General features: G+C 42.9%; 17 protein-coding genes. 6 read left to right on the top strand and 11 right to left on the bottom strand.

The window, feature by feature from the left end:
* Positions 1–110: 110 nt before the first annotated feature.
* Positions 111–2876 (bottom strand): DNA polymerase I, encoded by a 2766-nt coding sequence (gene polA, locus NE535_RS09245; RefSeq protein ID WP_261298348.1) that lies wholly within the window; start codon positions 2874–2876, stop codon positions 111–113.
* Between the two features lie 523 nt (positions 2877–3399).
* Here polA and elbB point away from each other — a divergent pair.
* The gene (gene elbB / locus NE535_RS09240) at positions 3400–4053 is read left to right on the top strand and encodes an isoprenoid biosynthesis glyoxalase ElbB (RefSeq protein WP_261298347.1); all 654 of its coding nucleotides are present in this window, start codon (positions 3400–3402) and stop codon (positions 4051–4053) included.
* A 71-nt stretch (positions 4054–4124) separates the two neighbouring features.
* Here elbB and glpG read toward each other — a convergent pair whose 3' ends face one another.
* The 5 genes from glpG to NE535_RS09215 all read right to left on the bottom strand — a co-directional run bounded on the left by glpG (position 4125) and on the right by NE535_RS09215 (position 8582).
* Positions 4125–4967 carry a rhomboid family intramembrane serine protease GlpG gene (gene glpG, locus NE535_RS09235; RefSeq protein WP_261298346.1) on the bottom strand — a complete coding sequence of 281 codons (843 nt, stop codon included), beginning with the start codon at positions 4965–4967 and terminating at the stop codon, positions 4125–4127.
* The gene (gene glpE, locus NE535_RS09230) at positions 4964–5272 is read right to left on the bottom strand and encodes a thiosulfate sulfurtransferase GlpE (RefSeq protein ID WP_261298345.1); all 309 of its coding nucleotides are present in this window, start codon (positions 5270–5272) and stop codon (positions 4964–4966) included. Before glpE ends, glpG begins: the two co-directional genes overlap by 4 nt.
* 109 nt (positions 5273–5381) lie before the next feature.
* Positions 5382–6407, bottom strand: a complete 1026-nt coding sequence (gene tdh, locus NE535_RS09225; RefSeq protein ID WP_261298344.1) for an L-threonine 3-dehydrogenase — start codon at positions 6405–6407, stop codon at positions 5382–5384.
* 45 nt (positions 6408–6452) lie between these two features.
* Positions 6453–7646, bottom strand: a complete 1194-nt coding sequence (locus NE535_RS09220; protein WP_261298343.1) for a glycine C-acetyltransferase — start codon at positions 7644–7646, stop codon at positions 6453–6455.
* A 279-nt stretch (positions 7647–7925) separates the two neighbouring features.
* On the bottom strand, positions 7926–8582 hold the full coding sequence (locus NE535_RS09215; RefSeq protein WP_261298342.1) for a TetR/AcrR family transcriptional regulator: 657 nt from the start codon (positions 8580–8582) through the stop codon (positions 7926–7928).
* Between the two features lie 133 nt (positions 8583–8715).
* Here NE535_RS09215 and waaA point away from each other — a divergent pair, with 133 nt between their 5' ends.
* On the top strand, positions 8716–9981 hold the full coding sequence (gene waaA, locus NE535_RS09210; protein WP_261298341.1) for a lipid IV(A) 3-deoxy-D-manno-octulosonic acid transferase: 1266 nt from the start codon (positions 8716–8718) through the stop codon (positions 9979–9981).
* 6 nt (positions 9982–9987) lie between these two features.
* On the opposite strand, the gene NE535_RS09205 is transcribed toward waaA, so the two are convergent.
* The gene (locus tag NE535_RS09205; protein ID WP_261298340.1) at positions 9988–10722 is read right to left on the bottom strand and encodes a 3-deoxy-D-manno-octulosonic acid kinase; all 735 of its coding nucleotides are present in this window, start codon (positions 10720–10722) and stop codon (positions 9988–9990) included.
* 102 nt (positions 10723–10824) lie between these two features.
* Here NE535_RS09205 and NE535_RS09200 point away from each other — a divergent pair, with 102 nt between their 5' ends.
* The 4 genes from NE535_RS09200 to NE535_RS09185 all read left to right on the top strand — a co-directional run bounded on the left by NE535_RS09200 (position 10825) and on the right by NE535_RS09185 (position 15466).
* Positions 10825–11856, top strand: coding sequence for a glycosyltransferase family 9 protein (locus NE535_RS09200; protein WP_261298339.1), 1032 nt, complete (start codon positions 10825–10827; stop codon positions 11854–11856).
* Between the two features lie 138 nt (positions 11857–11994).
* The gene (locus NE535_RS09195; RefSeq protein WP_261298338.1) at positions 11995–13074 is read left to right on the top strand and encodes a glycosyltransferase family 9 protein; all 1080 of its coding nucleotides are present in this window, start codon (positions 11995–11997) and stop codon (positions 13072–13074) included.
* A gap of 387 nt (positions 13075–13461) precedes the next feature.
* Positions 13462–13968: a pantetheine-phosphate adenylyltransferase gene (coaD, locus tag NE535_RS09190; RefSeq protein WP_261298337.1), complete on the top strand. Its 507-nt coding sequence runs from the start codon at positions 13462–13464 to the stop codon at positions 13966–13968.
* 4 nt (positions 13969–13972) lie between these two features.
* Positions 13973–15466 (top strand): capsule assembly Wzi family protein, encoded by a 1494-nt coding sequence (locus NE535_RS09185; RefSeq protein ID WP_261298336.1) that lies wholly within the window; start codon positions 13973–13975, stop codon positions 15464–15466.
* 81 nt (positions 15467–15547) lie between these two features.
* Here the strand turns inward: NE535_RS09185 and mutM are convergent, their stop codons facing one another.
* The 4 genes from mutM to NE535_RS09165 all read right to left on the bottom strand — a co-directional run bounded on the left by mutM (position 15548) and on the right by NE535_RS09165 (position 19816).
* Positions 15548–16363, bottom strand: coding sequence for a bifunctional DNA-formamidopyrimidine glycosylase/DNA-(apurinic or apyrimidinic site) lyase (mutM, locus tag NE535_RS09180; protein ID WP_261298335.1), 816 nt, complete (start codon positions 16361–16363; stop codon positions 15548–15550).
* Between the two features lie 71 nt (positions 16364–16434).
* A complete protein-coding gene (locus tag NE535_RS09175) occupies positions 16435–16884 on the bottom strand; it encodes a hypothetical protein (RefSeq protein WP_261298334.1) in 450 nt (149 codons plus the stop codon).
* Positions 16885–16943: 59 nt separating this feature from the next.
* Positions 16944–17927: a GTP 3',8-cyclase MoaA gene (gene moaA / locus NE535_RS09170; RefSeq protein ID WP_261298333.1), complete on the bottom strand. Its 984-nt coding sequence runs from the start codon at positions 17925–17927 to the stop codon at positions 16944–16946.
* Positions 17928–18004: 77 nt separating this feature from the next.
* Positions 18005–19816 (bottom strand): bifunctional molybdopterin-guanine dinucleotide biosynthesis adaptor protein MobB/molybdopterin molybdotransferase MoeA, encoded by a 1812-nt coding sequence (locus NE535_RS09165; protein ID WP_261298332.1) that lies wholly within the window; start codon positions 19814–19816, stop codon positions 18005–18007.
* Positions 19817–19822: the final 6 nt, after the last annotated feature.

The raw sequence follows: 19822 nt of genomic DNA, 5'->3' as shown, positions 1-19822 counted from the left end.
CTCGATTATTCATCTTATTGGCCAAGTGCCGTTTAATTCAAACTTAGCAATAGTGCTATTAAGCCTTTTAGGATTAGCTATAAAGGCTTGTCCATCACAAGTTTGAAGGCCTAATGCGCTTGATCCCAATTATCGCCAATACCTGCTTCTGCCAGTAATGGCACATCTATTGTTGCAGCCTCAGCCATGAGCTGACAGATTTTTAGCTTCATAGTGTCAGCTTTATCAGCATCAACCTCAAAGACCAATTCATCGTGTACTTGCATGATCATGGTGATCTCACCTTGAGTCTCTTGTTTAATCCAATTTGCTACAGCAATCATTGCTTTTTTTATGATATCTGCAGCCGTGCCTTGCATTGGAGCGTTAATGGCGGCTCGCTCAGCGGCTTGACGACGCATTGCATTACGATCTTTTATTTCGGGTAAATATAAACGGCGACCATATAGCGTAGAAACATAGCCTTGTTCGGCAGCATCTGCGCGGGTGTCTTCCATATATTTTAATACGCCAGGGTAGCGAGCAAAGTAAGTGTCTATATAGGTTTGAGCTTCATTCCGTGGAATGTCTAACTGCTTGGCTAAGCCAAACGCGGACATGCCATAAATTAAACCAAAGTTTACCGCTTTAGCGCGTCGACGTTGTTCGGTGGTCACTTCTTCAAAGTGGACGCCAAATACTTCTGCAGCCGTTGCTCTGTGAATATCCTTTCCTTCAGCAAAAGCGGTTAATAGCCCTTTGTCCTGTGAAAGGTGTGCCATGATGCGTAACTCAATTTGTGAGTAATCGGCTGCGAGTATTTTTCGTCCTTCAGGGGCGATAAAGGCCTGACGAATACGACGTCCTTCTTCTGTGCGGATAGGAATGTTTTGTAAGTTAGGATCACTTGACGATAAACGACCCGTTGCAGCATTGGCCTGATGATAGCTGGTATGAACACGTCCGGTTGTTGAGTTCACCATCAATGGCAGTTTATCGGTATAGGTGCTTTTTAATTTTGCCAAACTGCGGTGCTGGAGAATGATTTTAGGTAATGGGTAATCTAGCGCCAACTCCACTAAGACATCTTCTGCTGTAGAAGGCGCCCCTTTTGGGGTTTTCTTTTTTACGGGATATTTTAATTTTTCGAAAAATATCGTTTGTAACTGTTTTGGCGATGCAAGATTGAACTTTTCTTCTGCAATCACGTAGGCGTCTTGTTCAAGCTTATCGAGCTTTTGAGCTAATTCATCACTTTGTTGGCTCAACAACATAGAGTCGATATAAACACCTTGGCGCTCGATATCAGATAACACTTGAATTAACGGTAACTCTAGCTCGTTAAATACACTGGCTAGTTGCATTTCCTTTTCCACTCTAGGCCATAAGTGCTGATGTAACCTGAGGGTGATATCAGCATCTTCAGCGGCATATGGTGCGGCGGTTTCGAGTGCTATTTGGTTAAAGGTAATTTGTTTGGCACCTTTACCGGCGATTTCTTCAAAACTGATATTTTTATGCCCTAAATACTTAAGCGCTAAGCCGTCCATATCATGGCGGGATGCTACCGAGTTAAACACATATGATTCAAGCATAGTGTCGTAACGTACCCCTTGTAGCTTAATGCCGGCATTGGCAAGAATACTGATATCATATTTAAGATTTTGGCCTACTTTTTGCGGTTTTGCGCCTTCAAGGATAGGGCGCAGTTTTTCTAACGCCTCTGCTTTATCAAGTTGTTGTGGTGCGCCAACGTAATCATGGCTTAACGGCAAATAAGCAGCTTTACCCGCTTCGATAGCAAATGAAATTCCAACTAACTCAGCATCCATATAATTTAAACTGGTGGTTTCGGTGTCCACTGCAATTAATTCTGCTTGAGATAATGCGCTAATCCATTGGTCAAGTTGTTCATGGGTCAAAATGGTTTGATAGTCTGTCTCAATCACTTCATTCTTGATCGGTTCTTCATCTGTTTCGACGATGCTTGAAGTCGCAGAGCTGGCTGGAGATGTGTTATCTAAGATTTCAGCTAACCAACGCTTGAATTCCATTTCACCATAACAGCTAATTAATTCATCACGGTTTTGCGGTTTAATATCAAGTTGATGCCAATCCTGTTCAAGCTCAACATCGGTTTTGATTGTGGCGAGTTCGTAAGACAGCTTGAGCATCTCGGCATTGTCGATAATTTTAGCTGGCATCGTTTTTGAGCCTCTAAAACCAACGTCGACAACGGAGTGGGGATCGGCAAGTAATTTCTCAACGCTACCTACCCCCGTTAGCATTGCCAAAGCGGTTTTTTCGCCAACACCCGGTAAACCGGGAATGTTATCGGCTTTATCGCCCATGAGGGCTAAGAAGTCGATAATTAATTCTGGACCGACTCCAAATTTGGTTTTTACTTCTTCGGGACCCATTATGGTGTCTGTCATGGTATTGATTAGCGTGACATGCTCGTCTACTAGCTGGGCCATGTCTTTATCACCGGTACTGATTAACGTTGCCCGACCTTCTTTACTGGCTTGACGAGAGATTGTGCCAATTACATCGTCCGCTTCAACACCTTCAATACTGATCAATGGCAAGCCTAGTGCCCGAATAATACGGTGCAATGGTTCAATTTGGCTGCGTAAATCGTCAGGCATAGGTGGGCGTTGGGCTTTGTATTCACTGTACATATCATTACGAAATGTTTTGCCCTTGGCATCAAACACTACAGCAATGTGGGTAGGTTCATATCGAGAAAGCAAACTGCGCAGCATATTCACTACGCCGTAAACGGCTCCTGTTGCTTCGCCCTTTGAGTTAGTTAAGTGGGGAGGCGCATAGTAAGCGCGGTAAAGATAAGATGATCCATCGACCAAAATAAGCGGATTATGAGCAACTTTAGGCATAATATGAGTTCGTTTCTGCTGGGTTGAGAAGAATATACTGGATGTGAATATAGCATGAAATGGTGCGAGAATGTTTGAAGGTTATGAGTAACTTATCGCAGGCTTAGTGGTTTTAAAAAATTGCCATGACAAATAGTCACAGCCTGTGGATAAGTCTGTGAGTCATTTTATTCAAATAACAGGATAGTTTTAAATACGGCTAAAATTGAAAAACGTAACTTGTTGATTTTTAATTTTTATTTTAATTTTTGTGAGCAAGTTATAAGTTTGATAAATTACTCATATTATGTGGACTTTTTTATTTAACTGAGTTAGTCCCTTTAACGGCAAGCCGTTCAGTCAAGATATTTTTGAAGTTTTTATCGCTATCAGATACATTTATTTAGTGGGGTAAATGATCTGAAAATTTGGCGATGTAATTTTTTCAATGAGCTAAGTTAGCACGTTTTTTAATCAGATCAAGTGTTTTGTTGAGTATTTGTTATAAAATACTCTAATCAATTTTTTAATGGAAAAACTGACTATGAAAAGCATCGCAGTATTACTGAGTGGTTGTGGGGTATTTGATGGTACTGAAGTGCATGAAGCCGTTTTAACCTTACTGGCTTTAGCGCGTGCTGGGGTTAAATACCAATGCTTCGCGCCTAACATTGAGCAAATGCATGTGGTGAATCATTTGACAGGCGAAGTGGCTAACGATGAAAAACGGAACGTATTAGTGGAGTCCGCTAGAATTGCCCGTGGTGAAGTGTTAAATGCCATCAGTTTGGACATTACCCAGTTTGATGCTTTGATTGTGCCTGGGGGATTTGGGGCCGCGAAAAATTTATCAAACTTTGCTACCAATGGCAGTGACTGTAGTATTTCGCCGATTGTGGAAACCTTTTTACGCGAATTTGCGCTAGCAAACAAACCTGTTGGTTATATGTGTATCGCACCAATGATGTTGCCGCTTATTTACCCAAATGCTAAAGGCACAATAGGCACGGACAGCGAAACAGGTCATATATTCAATGAAATGGGTGGCAAACATCATAGTGCCAGTGTTGTTGATATTGTGGTTGATGAAGTCAATAAAGTGGTCACCACACCTGCTTATATGTTGGCAAATAATATTGCAGAAGCAAATGAAGGCATTGAAAAGCTGGTTAATAAGGTTATTGCGATGATTGATTAACCTAACACTAACCCGGTTAGTAAGACTAAAAATGAAAAACCACCAAAAGGTGGTTTTTCCTAAAGGCGTTTTTAGACTTGAGATGGTTTGCGGCTATCAAACAGCGCCTGGGCTAAACCTACCAGTAAACCACCAACATGCGCTCCATTCGCGATTGGCATTCCGAGCAAATCAGTAAATCCAAGGACTAACCACACCATCATAAAGCCCATATAAGATGGTGGCAAACCAATGCCACAATTAGGGTTGCGCACGCCCATTAGCCAGGTGTAGCCCACAACGGCATAAACAACGCCAGACAGACCACCAAAATTAGGGCCAGTAATAAAAAATTGTAGAATATTGGGTAATGTACCGGCCATCAAAAGTAAAAACAGTAATGGCCGCGAACCCAAACGAGTCTCTATTTTTCCGCCTAAGTACCACCACCAGAGTAAATTAAAAATAATATGCATAGCAGAAAAGTGCATTAATGAAGGCGTAAATACTCGCCAAATTTCAGCTACATCACTATCTGGTACAGCCCCTGCAAAAGATAACGCGCTAAAGAGGGTATTTCCCATGCCTAGATTCATTAAGGCGTACACAAGGACACAGATAAAAAAGGTGATTAACGTTAATGGGCCAGCACCGGTAATAAATTGCTGAACGAGCCCTAGGGTACCTGAGCCATAATCAAATTTTGTCTGTGTGTTGCCATTATCCCATGAGGCTTGTAGATATTTTTCATCGTGAGGGTGCAACACAAATTGCGCAAACTCACTACGGGCAGTATCTTCATGTTGTGGCCCAACTAACATAATGGCCACGCCTTGAGGAAGAGACTCAATATAGCTCTCAATACCTAATCCTGTTAGGTAATCCACAAAAGCTTGTGCAGCACGAGCGTTAGGTAGTTGGCCAATTTCTATCATGCGTTAGCCAGGCTCCATGCAGAATAACCGCCATCTAAACTATAAACATCATCAAAGCCCTGTTCGATAAGATAGTTTGCAGCACCTTGACTACTGACACCGTGGTAACAGACAACCACTAACGGTTTGTCCATATCGGCACTGGCGATAAACTGGGCGATATTTTCATTGGTTAAATTGGTTGAGCCTTGAATGTGAGCGGTGCTGAAAGAGGCGCCATCACGGATGTCAACAATCTGTACCTCATTTGAGTCTGTGGTCATATGGATAAGTTCGTTGACGGATAAATGCTTGAAAGTTGACATGTAGCACCTTAAAGAAAGAGATAATAGATAAAAGCGTTAAGCTGATTATGTAATAAGGGGTTGTATTGATACAACCCCTTATTGGTATGGTTATTCGCTTAGGAATTGCTTAATCCCAAGTTAAAATCACTTTACCCGATTGACCTGAGCGCATGGCATCAAATCCTTGTTGAAACTCGTCAACATTAAAATGATGGGTAATGATGGGTGATAAGTCTAATCCTGACTGAATTAAGCTGGCCATTTTGTACCAGGTTTCAAACATCTCACGGCCATAAATACCTTTGATGATTAACCCTTTGAAAATGACTTTGCTCCAATCGATAGCCATATCTCCACCAGGAATACCTAACATGGCAATTTTACCGCCGTGATTCATAGTATCTAGCATAGCGTGGAATGCAGAAGGCACGCCTGACATTTCTAATCCGACATCAAAACCTTCGGTCATGCCTAGCTCTTTCATGACATCTTTTAAATTTTCTTTGGCAACGTTGACTGCGCGAGACACGCCCATTTTGCGAGCCAAATCTAAGCGGTATTCGTTAACGTCGGTAATCACTACATGGCGAGCGCCCACGTGCTTACATACTGCTGCTGCCATAATACCGATTGGACCTGCGCCAGTGATTAATACATCTTCACCCACTAAATCAAATGATAATGCGGTATGCACTGCGTTACCGAAGGGGTCAAAAATGGCGGCTAATTCATCAGGAATGTCAGCTGGAATTTTAAAAGCATTGAATGCTGGCAGCACTAGATATTCTGCGAATGCACCATCACGGTTAACGCCTACGCCTGAAGTGTTACGGCATAAATGGGTGCGACCGCCACGACAATTGCGGCAATAACCGCAGGTAATATGCCCTTCGCCAGAAACGCGATCGCCAATGCTAAAACCACGCACTTCTTGCCCCATACCGACGACTTCACCGACATATTCATGTCCGGCAATCATAGGAACAGGGATGGTTTTTTGTGCCCATTCATCCCAGTTGTAGATATGCACGTCTGTGCCACAAATTGCTGTTTTACGAATTTTGATTAATAAATCGTTGTGACCGACTTCTGGTTTTGGTGCATCCACCATCCAGATACCTTCTTCAGGCTTTAACTTACTTAATGCTTTCATCTTAATAACCTATTGTTGCCGAACTTAGGTTTACTTGATCTAAGATCAAATAATACCCATTTCTTTACCTATACGGGTAAAGGCACCGATAGCATGATCGAGCTGTTCACGGGTATGTGCCGCTGACATTTGCGTACGAATACGAGCTTGTCCTTTAGGTACTACCGGGAATGAGAAACCAATCACGTAAATGTTTTCTGCTAATAACTTGTTGGCAAAATCACTGGCAAGCTTCGCATCGCCAAGCATGACAGGAATAATTGCGTGATCAGCACCACCCAATGTAAACCCTGCTTCGGTCATTTCTTCACGGAAGTATCGGCTGTTTTCCCATACAGCTTCACGAAGCGCCTGGCCCGTTTTAAGCATTTCAAGCACACGAATCGATGCGCTCACAATTGAAGGTGCTAATGAGTTTGAAAATAAATAAGGGCGTGAGCGTTGACGTAACCATTCAACGACTTCTTTTTTAGCAGCAGTAAATCCACCAGATGCGCCACCTAAAGCTTTGCCTAATGTGCCTGTGATAATGTCGACTCTATCCATCACGTCGCAATACTCGTGGGTACCACGGCCGTTTTGACCAATAAAACCAACTGCGTGTGAATCATCAACCATCACTAACGCACCGTATTTATCGGCTAAATCACATACGCCCTTAAGGTTGGCAATGACACCATCCATAGAGAATACGCCATCTGTGGCAATCAAAATATTGCGTGCACCCGCATCTTTAGCGGCTTGTAACTGAATTTCTAAATCGGCCATGTCGTTATTGGCATAACGGAAGCGCTTAGCTTTACATAAACGCACCCCATCAATAATAGAAGCATGGTTTAGCGCGTCAGAAACGATAGCGTCTTCAGCATCTAATAAGGTTTCGAATAACCCCGCGTTGGCGTCAAAACAAGAAGAATACAAAATCGTATCTTCCATGCCTAAAAATTCGCTAAGACTTGCTTCAAGTTGCTTATGAATATCTTGAGTGCCACAGATAAAACGCACAGAGGCCATGCCAAAGCCATGGCTATTTAAGCCTGCTTGGGCGGCTTTGATCAACTCTGGGTGGTTAGCTAACCCAAGATAGTTGTTGGCGCAAAAGTTGATAACTTTAGCGTGGTTAACTTCAATGGCCGTTTGTTGCGCAGAGGCAATAATACGTTCACTTTTATATAAACCGTCTGCTTTGACATCGACGATTTGTTGATTAATGCGGTCGTAGAAAGAGGTTGAGGCCACCTGTTTTCTCCTAGATATTGGTTATTATGCTAATCCAATCCGTACGGTAAAACCTGTCTACACGGGGGACTGGAAGTTGGAGTTGATGGCATTCTAACCTGTATTTTTGTTGTCCCACAGTGTTTTTTATAGTCGCAAATGCAACATGAACAAGATTAGGGCAATCGCGGCTTTCAAGTTAGAAAATCTAATGAATATTATGAAATAATTGTGAAAATAACGCCAGCAACCCGCATACAAGTGTAGCGGGTTAACGTAAAAAGGTTGGGGGATATTGATTTATGCAGCAACAGCGCGCTCTTGACTTGCCATATCACGATAGTGTTGCTCTAATCTATCAAAAGTGGCAATTGACGAAGGTGTTGAATACGCTTTAAAAATCATCATTACACGTAATAACCCATCGTAAAGAGTGGCTTTGGTAACCGTACCAATGCTGGTTTGAGTGAGTTGATAACTGATCCAAAAACTGACCATCATTTTAATCGTGTCAGCTAAGTCGACTATGCGTTCATCCTCAACGTCTAAAATACCGTCTTTTTTCAGTTTACGTAACACATCACTTGAACGATTTAATACTTGCTGTTGGGCATGAAGGTAGCGTTTTTTAAGGGCTTCATCTCGGCTAAGAATATCGGCTAAATTGGCATACATAAAGCGGAACTGCCATAAAGTATAAAACATGGCATCGAAGTAACCGATCAGCAAGTCGACAGTAATGGGCACATCATCATAGGGTTTAAAGCCAGATTCTAAATGACTTTCATATAAGCTAAATATGGAATTGATGATGTCTTCTTTATTGCGAAAGTGATAATACAAATTACCCGGGCTGATACCTAAGTGGGCTGCAATATGATTGGTTGTGGTGGCACGTTCGCCGTGCTCATTAAACAGCTCAAGGCTTGCAAAAACAATTTTATCGCGGGTTTTCATGCAGTTTCCAAATTTAACAAAAGTCATTTACGCGTTCAGCGACATGATAATCGAGCGTCCATATCCCTATGAATTATGATTATGTTAACATTGTGTTTATCTGACAAGTGAAAATCTCAAAAGTAGCCAATTAATGTCTCGAATTCTGTATTCCATTTTTCTATATCTGCTGTTTCCATTGGTTGTGATGTATTTTGCCGTGCGCGCCTACAAGAGCCAGGATTATCGTAGCCGCTGGAATGAACGCTTCGGATTGTGCAAATGGGCTAAAACCGATGTTATCTTTCATTGTGTATCAATGGGTGAAACCTTAGCCGCAGTGCCTTTAATTAAAAAGCTGATGGTGGCTTATCCTGATTATCTATTTACCATTACCACCACAAGTCCAACAGGTTCGAATGAGGTGATTAAAGCCTTTGGTGATAGCGTACAACATTGTTATTTACCGTTAGATTTTTCCTACGCGGTGAAACGTTTTTTACGTCAAACTCAACCTAAGATGCTTATCATCATGGAAACCGAATTGTGGCCAAACTTATTGTATTTTGCCGATAAACAACAGGTGAAATTGGTGCTGGCCAATGCACGTCTTTCGGCAAAATCAGCGCAAAAATACCAAGATAAAGCATGGCTAACTAAACCGATGCTAAAACGATTAACGACGCTTGCGGTGCAAACGCAAACTGAGGCAGACCGATTTGCCGCGTTGGGTATCGAAGTTGATAAAATACAGGTTTGTGGCAGTGTAAAGTTTGATTTGAGCATTGATGTACTAAAACAGCAGCAGGCGACATCACTAAGACAACAATGGCAGCGCACAGATGCGCCTGTCTGGGTGGCGGGCAGTGTGCACCCTGGCGAATTCGATGCAATGCTGAATGTGCATAAACAAATTTTAGCGCAATACTCTAATGCATTATTGATTATGGCTCCGCGCCATCCTGAGCAGTTTAACTTGGCGGCTATAACCGTTACTCAATCGGGATTGCAGTTAGCGCGACGCAGCATGAATGACGAGGTGAATGAGCAAACCCAGGTATTATTGGGCGATACTATGGGCGAACTCGTGATGCTGTATGGTGCGGCAGATCAAGCGTTTGTGGGTGGCACTTTAATTGATAACGGCGGCCATAATCCATTGGAACCTGCAGCCATGGGGCTAACGGTAACAGTAGGCCCAAATCACTGGGATTTTGCTGAAATTACCGCATTGCTTGAACAGGCGGGCGGGCTAAAAGTGGTTGCCAATCAAGATGCGCTAGCAACCACGTTACTGCATTACTTTGCCGATAAGCAGGCTTACCAACAAGCGGCACAAGCTGCGACGAATGTCGTAGAACAGAACCGCGGCGCGTTAGATAAGCAGTTCCAACTTATTGCGCAGCAGTTAAAGGGATAGCCATATTTACAGGTCAATCGGGTTGAGTGTTTGATACCCATCTAGCAATTGCTGCCAATTTTGACGATTGAATTGTAAAGCGGATAGCTTTGTTTGTTCTTTATTAAATGAGCGCAGCAATCTTTGTAAATTCGCCTGTTGCCACTTGGACTGCGGCGATTTGATTTCACCGCGGTCAAAATCAATCAAATAAAATTGCTCAGCAGAAATTAAAATGTTTTTCGCGTTGAGATCCGCATGGTATACGCCTCTCAGGTGAAATTTAGCGATAGTCTCGCCTAACTTCTTCCATAGCTGGCTCTCCATAGCTTGGTGTGCTAAATGAGCCACTAGATCTTTGGCGCCGTCAACGCGTTCAATAATAATATCGGCTCGATACCATAAACCAAAGCGTTCAATTTTTGCAGCAATCGGATTAGGTACGGCAAATCCTTCCTGATAAAGCTGGGCTAATAATGCCAACTCAGCGTATGCGCGCGTTCGGCTTAATCCTGTGTATAGGTAAGCATCACGGCTAAACTTCTCCATCAGTCCGCCACGCCAATAATGTCGTAAAACCCATTGTTGGTGTTGATGCTCAGCACCAGTTTGTACAAACCAAGTGGTATAACGTCCTTTTGATTGGCCCACCACGGCATTTTGACTTTGCCAATATTCCACCGTAAAACTATCGACAGTTAATGTTTCTGCGGATGGAGGGCACCAAGCGATGACGCCATTGGAGATAGATTTTACCTGCATGAATACTTGATAACCCTGCTAGATCAAAAAGACATTATACATTAAGATCACAGACTTGCATTCACTGGCAACCTTGCTGACTTAACCTAATGTTGGATACTCATGACGTTTGACCCTAAGAACATGAAATCATTGTGCCTTTTAAGGTTATCTGCCATTGGGGATGTCTGCCATGCCGTGGCGATGGTTCAGGCTATTCAGCGTGAATACCCTCAGTTACCTATTACCTGGGTAATAGGTAAAGTTGAATACCAGTTGTTAAAGCATCTGCCAGGGGTCAATTTTGTTATTTTTGATAAATCAAAAGGTTGGCGAAGTTATGTGGCTTTGCGTAACACATTGGCAGGACAACAGTTTGATGTGCTATTGCATATGCAGGTGGCATTAAGGGCAACAATAGCATCATTAATGATTAAGGCTAAAGTACGCATTGGTTTTGATAAAAAGCGCGCCAAGGAAGGTCAGTGGTTAGTAACAAATCACGCTATTGCACCTCAGGACACTCCGCACGTTTTAGATGGTTTTATGGGATTCGCCAAAAGCATTGGCGTGAAAGATATCGCCCCACGTTGGCATATTCCGGTGCCACAAGCTGACCAAGATTATGCTCAATCATTGATTGCTGATAATGAAAATGTGTTAGTTATCTGTCCAGCAGCCAGTAAAGCTGAGCGTAATTGGTTACCTGAACGTTATGCGGCAGTCGCGGATCATGCCGTGCTAAAAGGGTACAGGGTGATGCTGTGTGGCGGGCCGAGTGAGCTAGAACGCAATTTAGCGGCAAATATTATTGAACATGCTCAATGTGATATTGATAATCTCATTGGTAAAACTACCTTAACCCAGTTACTTGCGGTATTAAAACGCGCGAAAATTGTCATGGCTCCAGATACCGGCCCCTTGCATATGGCTGTTACTCAGAGTACTGCAGTGATTGGCTTGTATGCGCATTCCAATCCCGGCAGAACCGGCCCTTATTTTTATCGTGAAAACACGGTAAATGTTTATCCGCAAGCGATAGCGACGCAAGTGCAGGGTGACACTCCTTGGGGGAAACGAGCAAAAGGGGAACATTTAATGCAGATGATCGCGCTAGATAGCGTTATTCAAGTGTTCGATCGCATTTCATCTTAAGCATATAAATGGTATAAATAGCCTCTTCGTTCGCCGTTTATCTAAGTGCATTAATACTCGCTTTATGGATGAGTATCGAGTTATGCCAATTATGGAAAATTAATATTGCCGACTTTATGTAGCAATGGGAAAAGCTTAATGCCAAAAGCGCCTGTTATCTTGTTTGTGCCTGTTTCTTCAGAAGAAGGAATTGGGGAATACATGCGCTCTAAAATCGTGGCTGATGCGATTGTTGCGCGCTGGCCTGATGCCCATATCGAATTTGTACTAAACAGCTTTGCGCCGTATGCCAACGCCTGCCCTTATCCTGCTAATTTAGTCAATGACACACCGACAAAGCGTATTAAAGAAGTTAATCAACTTGTCACTCGTCTAAAGCCCGATTTAGTTGTTTTTGATGCAGCCGGAAGAAAAGCACAATTAAAGCATGCATATAAATGCGGTGCTAAAGTGGTTTTTGTAAGCCAGCATAGACGCAAGCGTGCTCGCGGAATGAAAATTGAGCGAGCTTTAGTGACTCATAGTCACTGGGTCGTGCAACCAGAATTTGTTATTGGTGACATTACCGCATTCGATAAATTTAAACTCAACCTTATCAAGCGACCATTACCCATTTTTACCGGCTCTATTTTCGCCAAGCCAGACCGACAACGCTTGCAGCAATTACAAGCATTGTATGGCATTAAGCCTGGACAATATTTAGTGTATAGCTCTGGGTCGGGAGGTCATAAAGTGGGGGCAGAGCTTGCCGCTGATATTTTTGCTCAAACCGCTGCCAATGTATTTAAGTTAACCGGCATACCAAGTTTAATGGTCTATGGGCCTAACTACCCTAAGGCGTTACCTGAAATCGAAGGCGTGATTGCTATTCCTGCATTAACGAGCATCGATTTCATCAGTTTACTGAGTCAGGCCCAGGCCGCTGTGCTCAGTGGTGGAGATACGCTATTACAGGCGATTGCTTTGCATATTCCCACGCTTGCGGTTGCGGTATCAAAGGATCAACCCAGTCGAATTAAGCAGTGTGTCCAGCATCAATTAGTGCTGGGTTGCGATATCAATCCCAAAGATATGACTCACACTGCAAACTTATTAATGGATGCAGATATCCGACAGAAATTGATTGATGAAATGCTCAAGCAGGGTGATGCTGAGGGGTTAGACATTTGCATGGCTGAGATCACTCGTTTATTAGGCGAGACAGTGAATAATACCTAAAAATAGGCCTTAACATTGATTGTTGCTAGGGCCTGTATATGGTAATGACCATTTAGCACATAGACTTTAATCATTAAAACTTGGAGTTACATAAATATCAATAATATAAAGTCATTGTTATGTTAATGCTTCCTGAATTATACAATCAGCCTTCCTTCTGTTGATTTTCTGTTTTTAAATAGCTTATTTGTCTAAAAGGTGAATTTTGTTCATTGATAATCTTTGTAAACACTACAAAATTGCTTGTGAATTATGCGCATTTCGTTAGGTAGAATGAGCTAGTTAAACGTTAATCATTATTGAAAATATGCTATGTTACGCATATTAAAAATGGCAGGTGCTATTGTCGATTTACTTTCACATCTATTGCCTTATAGCTGAGGATTTATGCACAGAAGAGCGATTTACCCAGGAACGTTTGATCCTGTCACTAATGGACACGCTGATTTAATTGAGCGCGCAGCTCGTTTGTTCAAACATGTCATTATTGGCATTGCATCTAATCCTTCTAAACAACCCCGATTCTCCCTTGAAGAGCGGGTTGAACAAGTCAATTTGGTCACCGCGCATTTAGATAATGTTGAAGTGGTGGGTTTTACTGGATTATTAGTTGATTTTGCCAAGGAGCAAAAGGCGAGTGTGTTAGTGCGTGGGTTAAGAGCAGTGTCTGATTTTGAGTATGAATTTCAACTAGCCAATATGAATCGTCGTTTAAGCCCCAATTTAGAAAGCGTCTTTTTAACCCCAGCGGAAGAAAACTCTTTTATTTCTTCAACACTTGTTAAAGAAGTGGCGTTGCATGGCGGTGATGTGTCGCAATTTGTACACCCACAGGTGGCAACAGCACTTGCGGCTAAAATTGCGCAAATAAAAGCGCAGCAACAAGGTAAATAAAGTTATGTTAAATGGATTTAAACCCTCGTTATTGGCCATTGCATTGTCAATGTTAGCTGTTACCCAAAGTGAGCAAGCACAAGCCGCTCCCTGGGTGGATACGTCAGATATTTATTTAAGAGCCGACATTCAAGCGTTGGCAGATGCCGGCGTGATCACTGTGCCAGTTAACACGTATCCACTAATGTGGTCCGGCATTGGTGTTGATTTAAATAAAGCTGAACCATCACTCATGTCTGCCGATCTTGTTGATGCGTTTGCGCGAGTGAATTTTTATTATCAAAATGCCATGAATAACCGTGGCAATACCAAGCTAAAAGCCACAGTGGCAACCGATCCTGCTCGTTTTCAACATTTTGGTTCTGACTATCGTGAAAAAGGTGAGTTAGTCGGTAGCCATGAATATATGGGTGAACGTTTTGCTTATAAGGTGAGTGCTTCTGCAAATTATGATCCATCAGATGATAAAGACGTGCGTTTAGACGACTCATATTTGTCAATGATCTTGGGAAATTGGAGCATAACTGCAGGCACTTTGAGTCAATGGTGGGGACCGGGATTTGATTCGTCATTGCATAAGTCAAACAATGCTCGTCCAATGCCATCGTTAATGTTTAGCCGTAATAATGCTCAAGCATTTGAAACACCATGGCTATCTTGGTTGGGAACTTGGACCTTAACCGGTGGTGTAAGTATGTTTGAAAAAGAACGTTATGCACCACATGCTTTGCTGTGGAATTTGCGCAGTTCTATCAAGCCGTTAAAGCAGATAGAAATGGGGCTATCATGGACGGTACAATTTTGTGGTGAAGGGCAAGAATGTGATTTTGAGAGTGCCTGGAAGTCCATTACTGGCCAACGTGATTGTCGCGAAGAAAATGGCTTTGGTTGTAGTAACTATGGCAATCAAATGGCTGGCTTTGACATGCGTTTTAGCGAAACAATTTATGATGTGCCCGTGGGATTATATCTTGAGCGTACCTGTGAGGATTCGAAAGGTAAACCTTGGCAGATTGTAGACTGCGGCATGATGATGGGGGCAGATACCCGCTTTGCTTTTGACAGTCAACAATACAAATTGTTTTTTGAATATACCGACACCATGGTGGCGTGTGGCACAGATCAAAACGCATTTAATTGCTTTTACGAACACGGCACTTATCAAAGTGGCTCGCGTTATTATGGCCGGGCGTTAGGCAGCACCTATGACAGCGATGCCAAAGTGTATGCTTTAGGGTTAGTCGGCCAGTTTAAGGACAGTCATGGCTTGACCTCTATTTTACGTTACGCACAGTTAAATAAAGACGGTAAAAACCGAGGCGGTGAGTGGGCACCGCAACCACCCAAAGAAGATCTATTGATGCTTGAAGTCTCTTATCGTATGCCGATGTTGTCTGGCATGGTGACCTTCGGAGGCACAGTGTCTAATTCGAAGTTTGAAGTTGAAGATAATAAAACCGATGGCTCGGTATTTGGTAATTATGAATATCGTTTTTAAGGGTAAAACAGCTAAGCCCTAGGGCGTTATAAAAGGGAGCTTCGGCTCCCTTTTATATTTGTTTATTATGCCGCCGATGATTTATCTAGCCTGACAAAGACCGCAAAAAACAGTTGTCCGCTGACCTAATTTTATCTCGGATAACAAGTTGCCGCAGGCGGTACAGGTCTCACCGCCACGACCATATACATGCAGTTTTTGGGCAAAATAGCCAGGTTTACCATCAGCATTAGTAAAATCTTTTAGCGTAGTGCCACCTTGAGTAATGGCATTCGCTAAAATGGTTTTCACTTCAGTGACCAACACAGTTAACCTTGCTATATCAATGCTACCAGCCGCCGCTTGAGGATGGATATTCGCAGCAAATAGCGCTTCATTAGCGTAAATGTTACCCACTCCCACCACGATATGATTATCCATCAAACAGAGCTTTATAGCTTTTTGCTTACCCACTAATGCAGCCTGTAACTGATTAGGGTTAAAGGCGTCGGTAAGAGGTTCTGGCCCCAATTTTGATAATAATGGATGGGCCTCTTCCGGCAGTTCATACCACAACCAAGCGCCGAAACGACGTGGGTCGTTATAACGAAGAATACGACCATTTTGCAGCACTAAATCAATGTGATCATGCTTCTCAGCAGGAGTGCCACGCGGCAAAATACGTAAACTGCCCGACATGCCTAAATGCACGATAGTGATGCCTGCATCCGTATCTATTAGTAAATACTTGGCTCGGCGGCGGACGCTTTTGATAGTTTGCCCAACAATATTTTGCGCAACATCGGGCACTGGCCAACGCAGTGATGCATTACGAACTATCAGTTGTTCAACGGTTTGATCAACAAGATAGGGGGCAACGCCTTGGCGGGTGACTTCAACTTCTGGCAATTCAGGCATGGTTTATTGTTCCACTTTAGGGTTGATTGCTTTTCTTCGGCGGCTGATGTTTGGTGCTTTAAATCGCAACCCTAAGATTGTACGTTAACGATTGGCAATAGATCAGTACGTAAACTCGGGGGGATTTGATACCAATTAAAGCTGGGTGATTGCAACAAGCCTTCTTCTGCAAACAATAACCATACTTGGGCATCATCGATGTTTTCTATGGATAAGATGATTTTTATTGCTGAAGAGGTATGTACAGGCTCTGTTTCCAACGCTGAAATGGCGATGCTTTTCCAGGCCGCAACCCATTGCTTACAATTAAGCACGTTATCTGAACATTGCCACAGCCCTTGATTATTGACAAAAGATTGGGCATTAATTTGCAATTGTTTTAATGGTAATTCGCTATCAAATAGTGGCATAGCATCCGCAGGCAGTTGCGTGGTTTTACTATCTATAAAGGTTAATACTGCAATCATCATTGCGCTGGCAAGAATAATAATCGTATTCCATTTTTTGCGTGATAAAGCCATAAACTCAACTAGGTGATTGATGATACCTGAAGTTTAACACCTCTCACCCAAAATACGAATTACCCCCCAGTTGCATTCATGAATCGTAGAATTTGCACGCCTTCCTGATCAAAATGATGCGATTGAGGTTTAAATTTGATACCTGATAAAATGGCGGCTTTTAAGCGTTCAATATCGGCGGGAAACGCTCTGACTATGGCTTTTAAATCAATCGAGTTTTCATTGCCTAAGCATAATAGTAAGCGTCCTTCTACCGTTACCCTGACACGATTACACTCATGGCAAAAGTTATTACTGTGCGGCGAAATAAAGCCAATATGAATGTTACTGTCAGCCATTTTAAAATATTTTGCCGGTCCGCCAGTACGTTTACTTGAGGGCACTAAAGCATAATGTTGCTCGATCAATTGGCGCACTTCAGCACTTGAGCAATGCCTGCTACGTTTACGTTCATCCATCACACCCAGAGGCATCTCTTCGATAAAAGCGATATCTAAGTTACGTTGTCTGCAGAAGTTGACTAAATCAATGACTTCATGATCATTTTGACCACGCAAGATAACCGCATTGATTTTTATTTTGCTAAAGCCTGCAGCAATAGCGGCATCGATACCGGCAATCACTCGCGCTAATTTGCCATTACGTGTTAGTTGGGTAAATAACGTCGGGTTCAGGGTGTCTAAGCTGATATTTAACCGAGATAAGCCATTGTCATATAGCGGTTTTGCGAGTTTTGACAAGCGTGAGCCATTGGTGGTCATCGACAAGTCTTCTAAGCCGGGTAATTTACCCAATAATTTCACCAACTGGTCGCAATCGGTGCGCACTAACGGCTCACCACCCGTTAAGCGGATTTTTTTTACGCCAAGTTCTGTAAACGCTTGTGCTACCCATGAAAGCTCTTCTAAAGATAACACTTGCTCGCGAGGCAAAAACTCAGGGTCTTCACTCATGCAATATACACAGCGAAAATCACAGCGATCGGTTACCGATAATCGCAGATATTCTACCTGTCGATTAAACCCATCTACAATTTGGCTCATATGTTACCTACTACGTTTGCCTATCCGTTTGGCGGTATTGATGCAAATTAAGCATTCTCGCGAATGCTTAAATCATGTTAAAGCACAGCGGCGAATGGTTGAATAAAGACACGCTGGCCTTGAGCGATATGATCATCCTTTTCACCAATTACGATAAGGCAATTTCCCGTTACCATTGAACTCAGCATGCCAGAGCCTTGCGCCCCAGTTGAACTCACATGCACTTGGCCATCGCCAGCAATATGGTAAATACCCCGTAAAAACTCAGTGCGACCGGTTTTGCTGCGCAAAAACTCATCAGCAATTGCAGGAATATACTGAGGTTGCCATGTTTGCTCGCCAGCAAGCTTGCGCAACGCAGGTTGCACAAACTGTAAAAATGACACCATAACAGCGACAGGATTTCCGGGTAATCCAAAAAATAGGCTGTTATTTATCTCACCCACAGCCAGTGGTCGCCCTGGTCGCATATTGATTCGCCAAAAGTTAATTTCGCCAATCTTAGCTAGCACAGTTTTGATGTAATCGGCGTTACCAACAGATACTCCACCGGAGCTAATGATCATGTCGGCTTGCTCAGATGCTTTAAGCAACGCAGCAGTTAATGCGGTTTCACTATCTTCAATAATGCCTAAGTCGATAATGTTACAACCCAATTTACGTGCCATGGCTTTGATGGTGTAGCGGTTTGAATCGTAAATACAGTTAGGTTTTAAAGGCTCACCAGGTTGGCTGACTTCATCACCAGTAGAGAATACCGCAACCGTTGGTGCTTTTACGACGTTAGCTTGAAAACAGCCTAATGAGGCTAACAAGCCTAACTCTGCCGCAGCCAAACGAGTGCCTTTACTAAGTGCGACAGCATTTAAAGCTATATCTTCGCCAGCTAAACGCACATGTTGGCCTATTTTAATGCTGGCCGCGTCTAATAATTTAACCTGGTTGTCTTGGATTTCGCATAGCTCTCGGGGCTGAATGGTATCGACGCCTTGTGGTACAGGAGCACCAGTCATAATACTCACGGCTTGGCCCGGTTGTACGACGTTGTCATATCCGTGGCCTGCGAGTACCTCAGCAACAACCTGTAATGGCGCAGCTCTGGCTACATCACTATACGCAAAACCGTAACCGTCCATTGCTGAGTTGGTGTACTGTGGAACGTTAACTGGTGAAATACAATCACTGGCCAGTACGCGATTATCTAATAGATCTAAGTCCACCATTTCGTGATCATTGATGGGAGATACTTGACTGAGAATATGTTTGATACCCTCAGCAACAGAAAGACCTTGCTGACCATTATGTGGTGTTTCTGCTGATGCTAAATCAATCGGCAATGTCACTTCAGGTGCTTGCCAGTTTTGTTGATATTGCACTACGAAATCGGCAATTTGACCGACATTATTGAGGTCTAATCGAGTAAGTTCTCTCGGTGTTTGGGTTTCATCGCAACAGGCTATAGCGACAATGTTGTCATCATGGGTATGAATAAAAGGTTTACCGTGTGAGGCTCGATGAAGTTCAATTTTAGGTAATGCTAACTTTTTGAAACCTTCCACTAACACTATGTCGACTTTGTCGGCTTCAATCTGCTTTAGCAAATGCGGTAAGCTGGGATCAGAATCTAACGCTTCCTCAGTCATCAATGCCCAGCGAACGTGCGATGCCACCAACATTTGTTTGGCGCCAGCTTTACGCATTTCATAGCTATCTTTACCGGGTATATCGACATCAAAATTATGATGAGCATGTTTGATCACTGCTAGGCGCAGACCGCGACGATTTAGCTCTGGGATCAGTTGCTTTAATAATGTGGTTTTGCCTGTGCCACTGTATGCACAAAAGCCAAGAACGGGGATCGACAGTGGATTGTTAAACACACAAGACATAATTAC

Origin of the sequence: Shewanella holmiensis (assembly GCF_025370255.1) — a bacterium.
Classification (GTDB): domain Bacteria; phylum Pseudomonadota; class Gammaproteobacteria; order Enterobacterales; family Shewanellaceae; genus Shewanella; species Shewanella holmiensis.
Note: the sequence above shows the minus strand (reverse complement) of the source record. Positions and strands in the feature narration are given on the sequence as shown.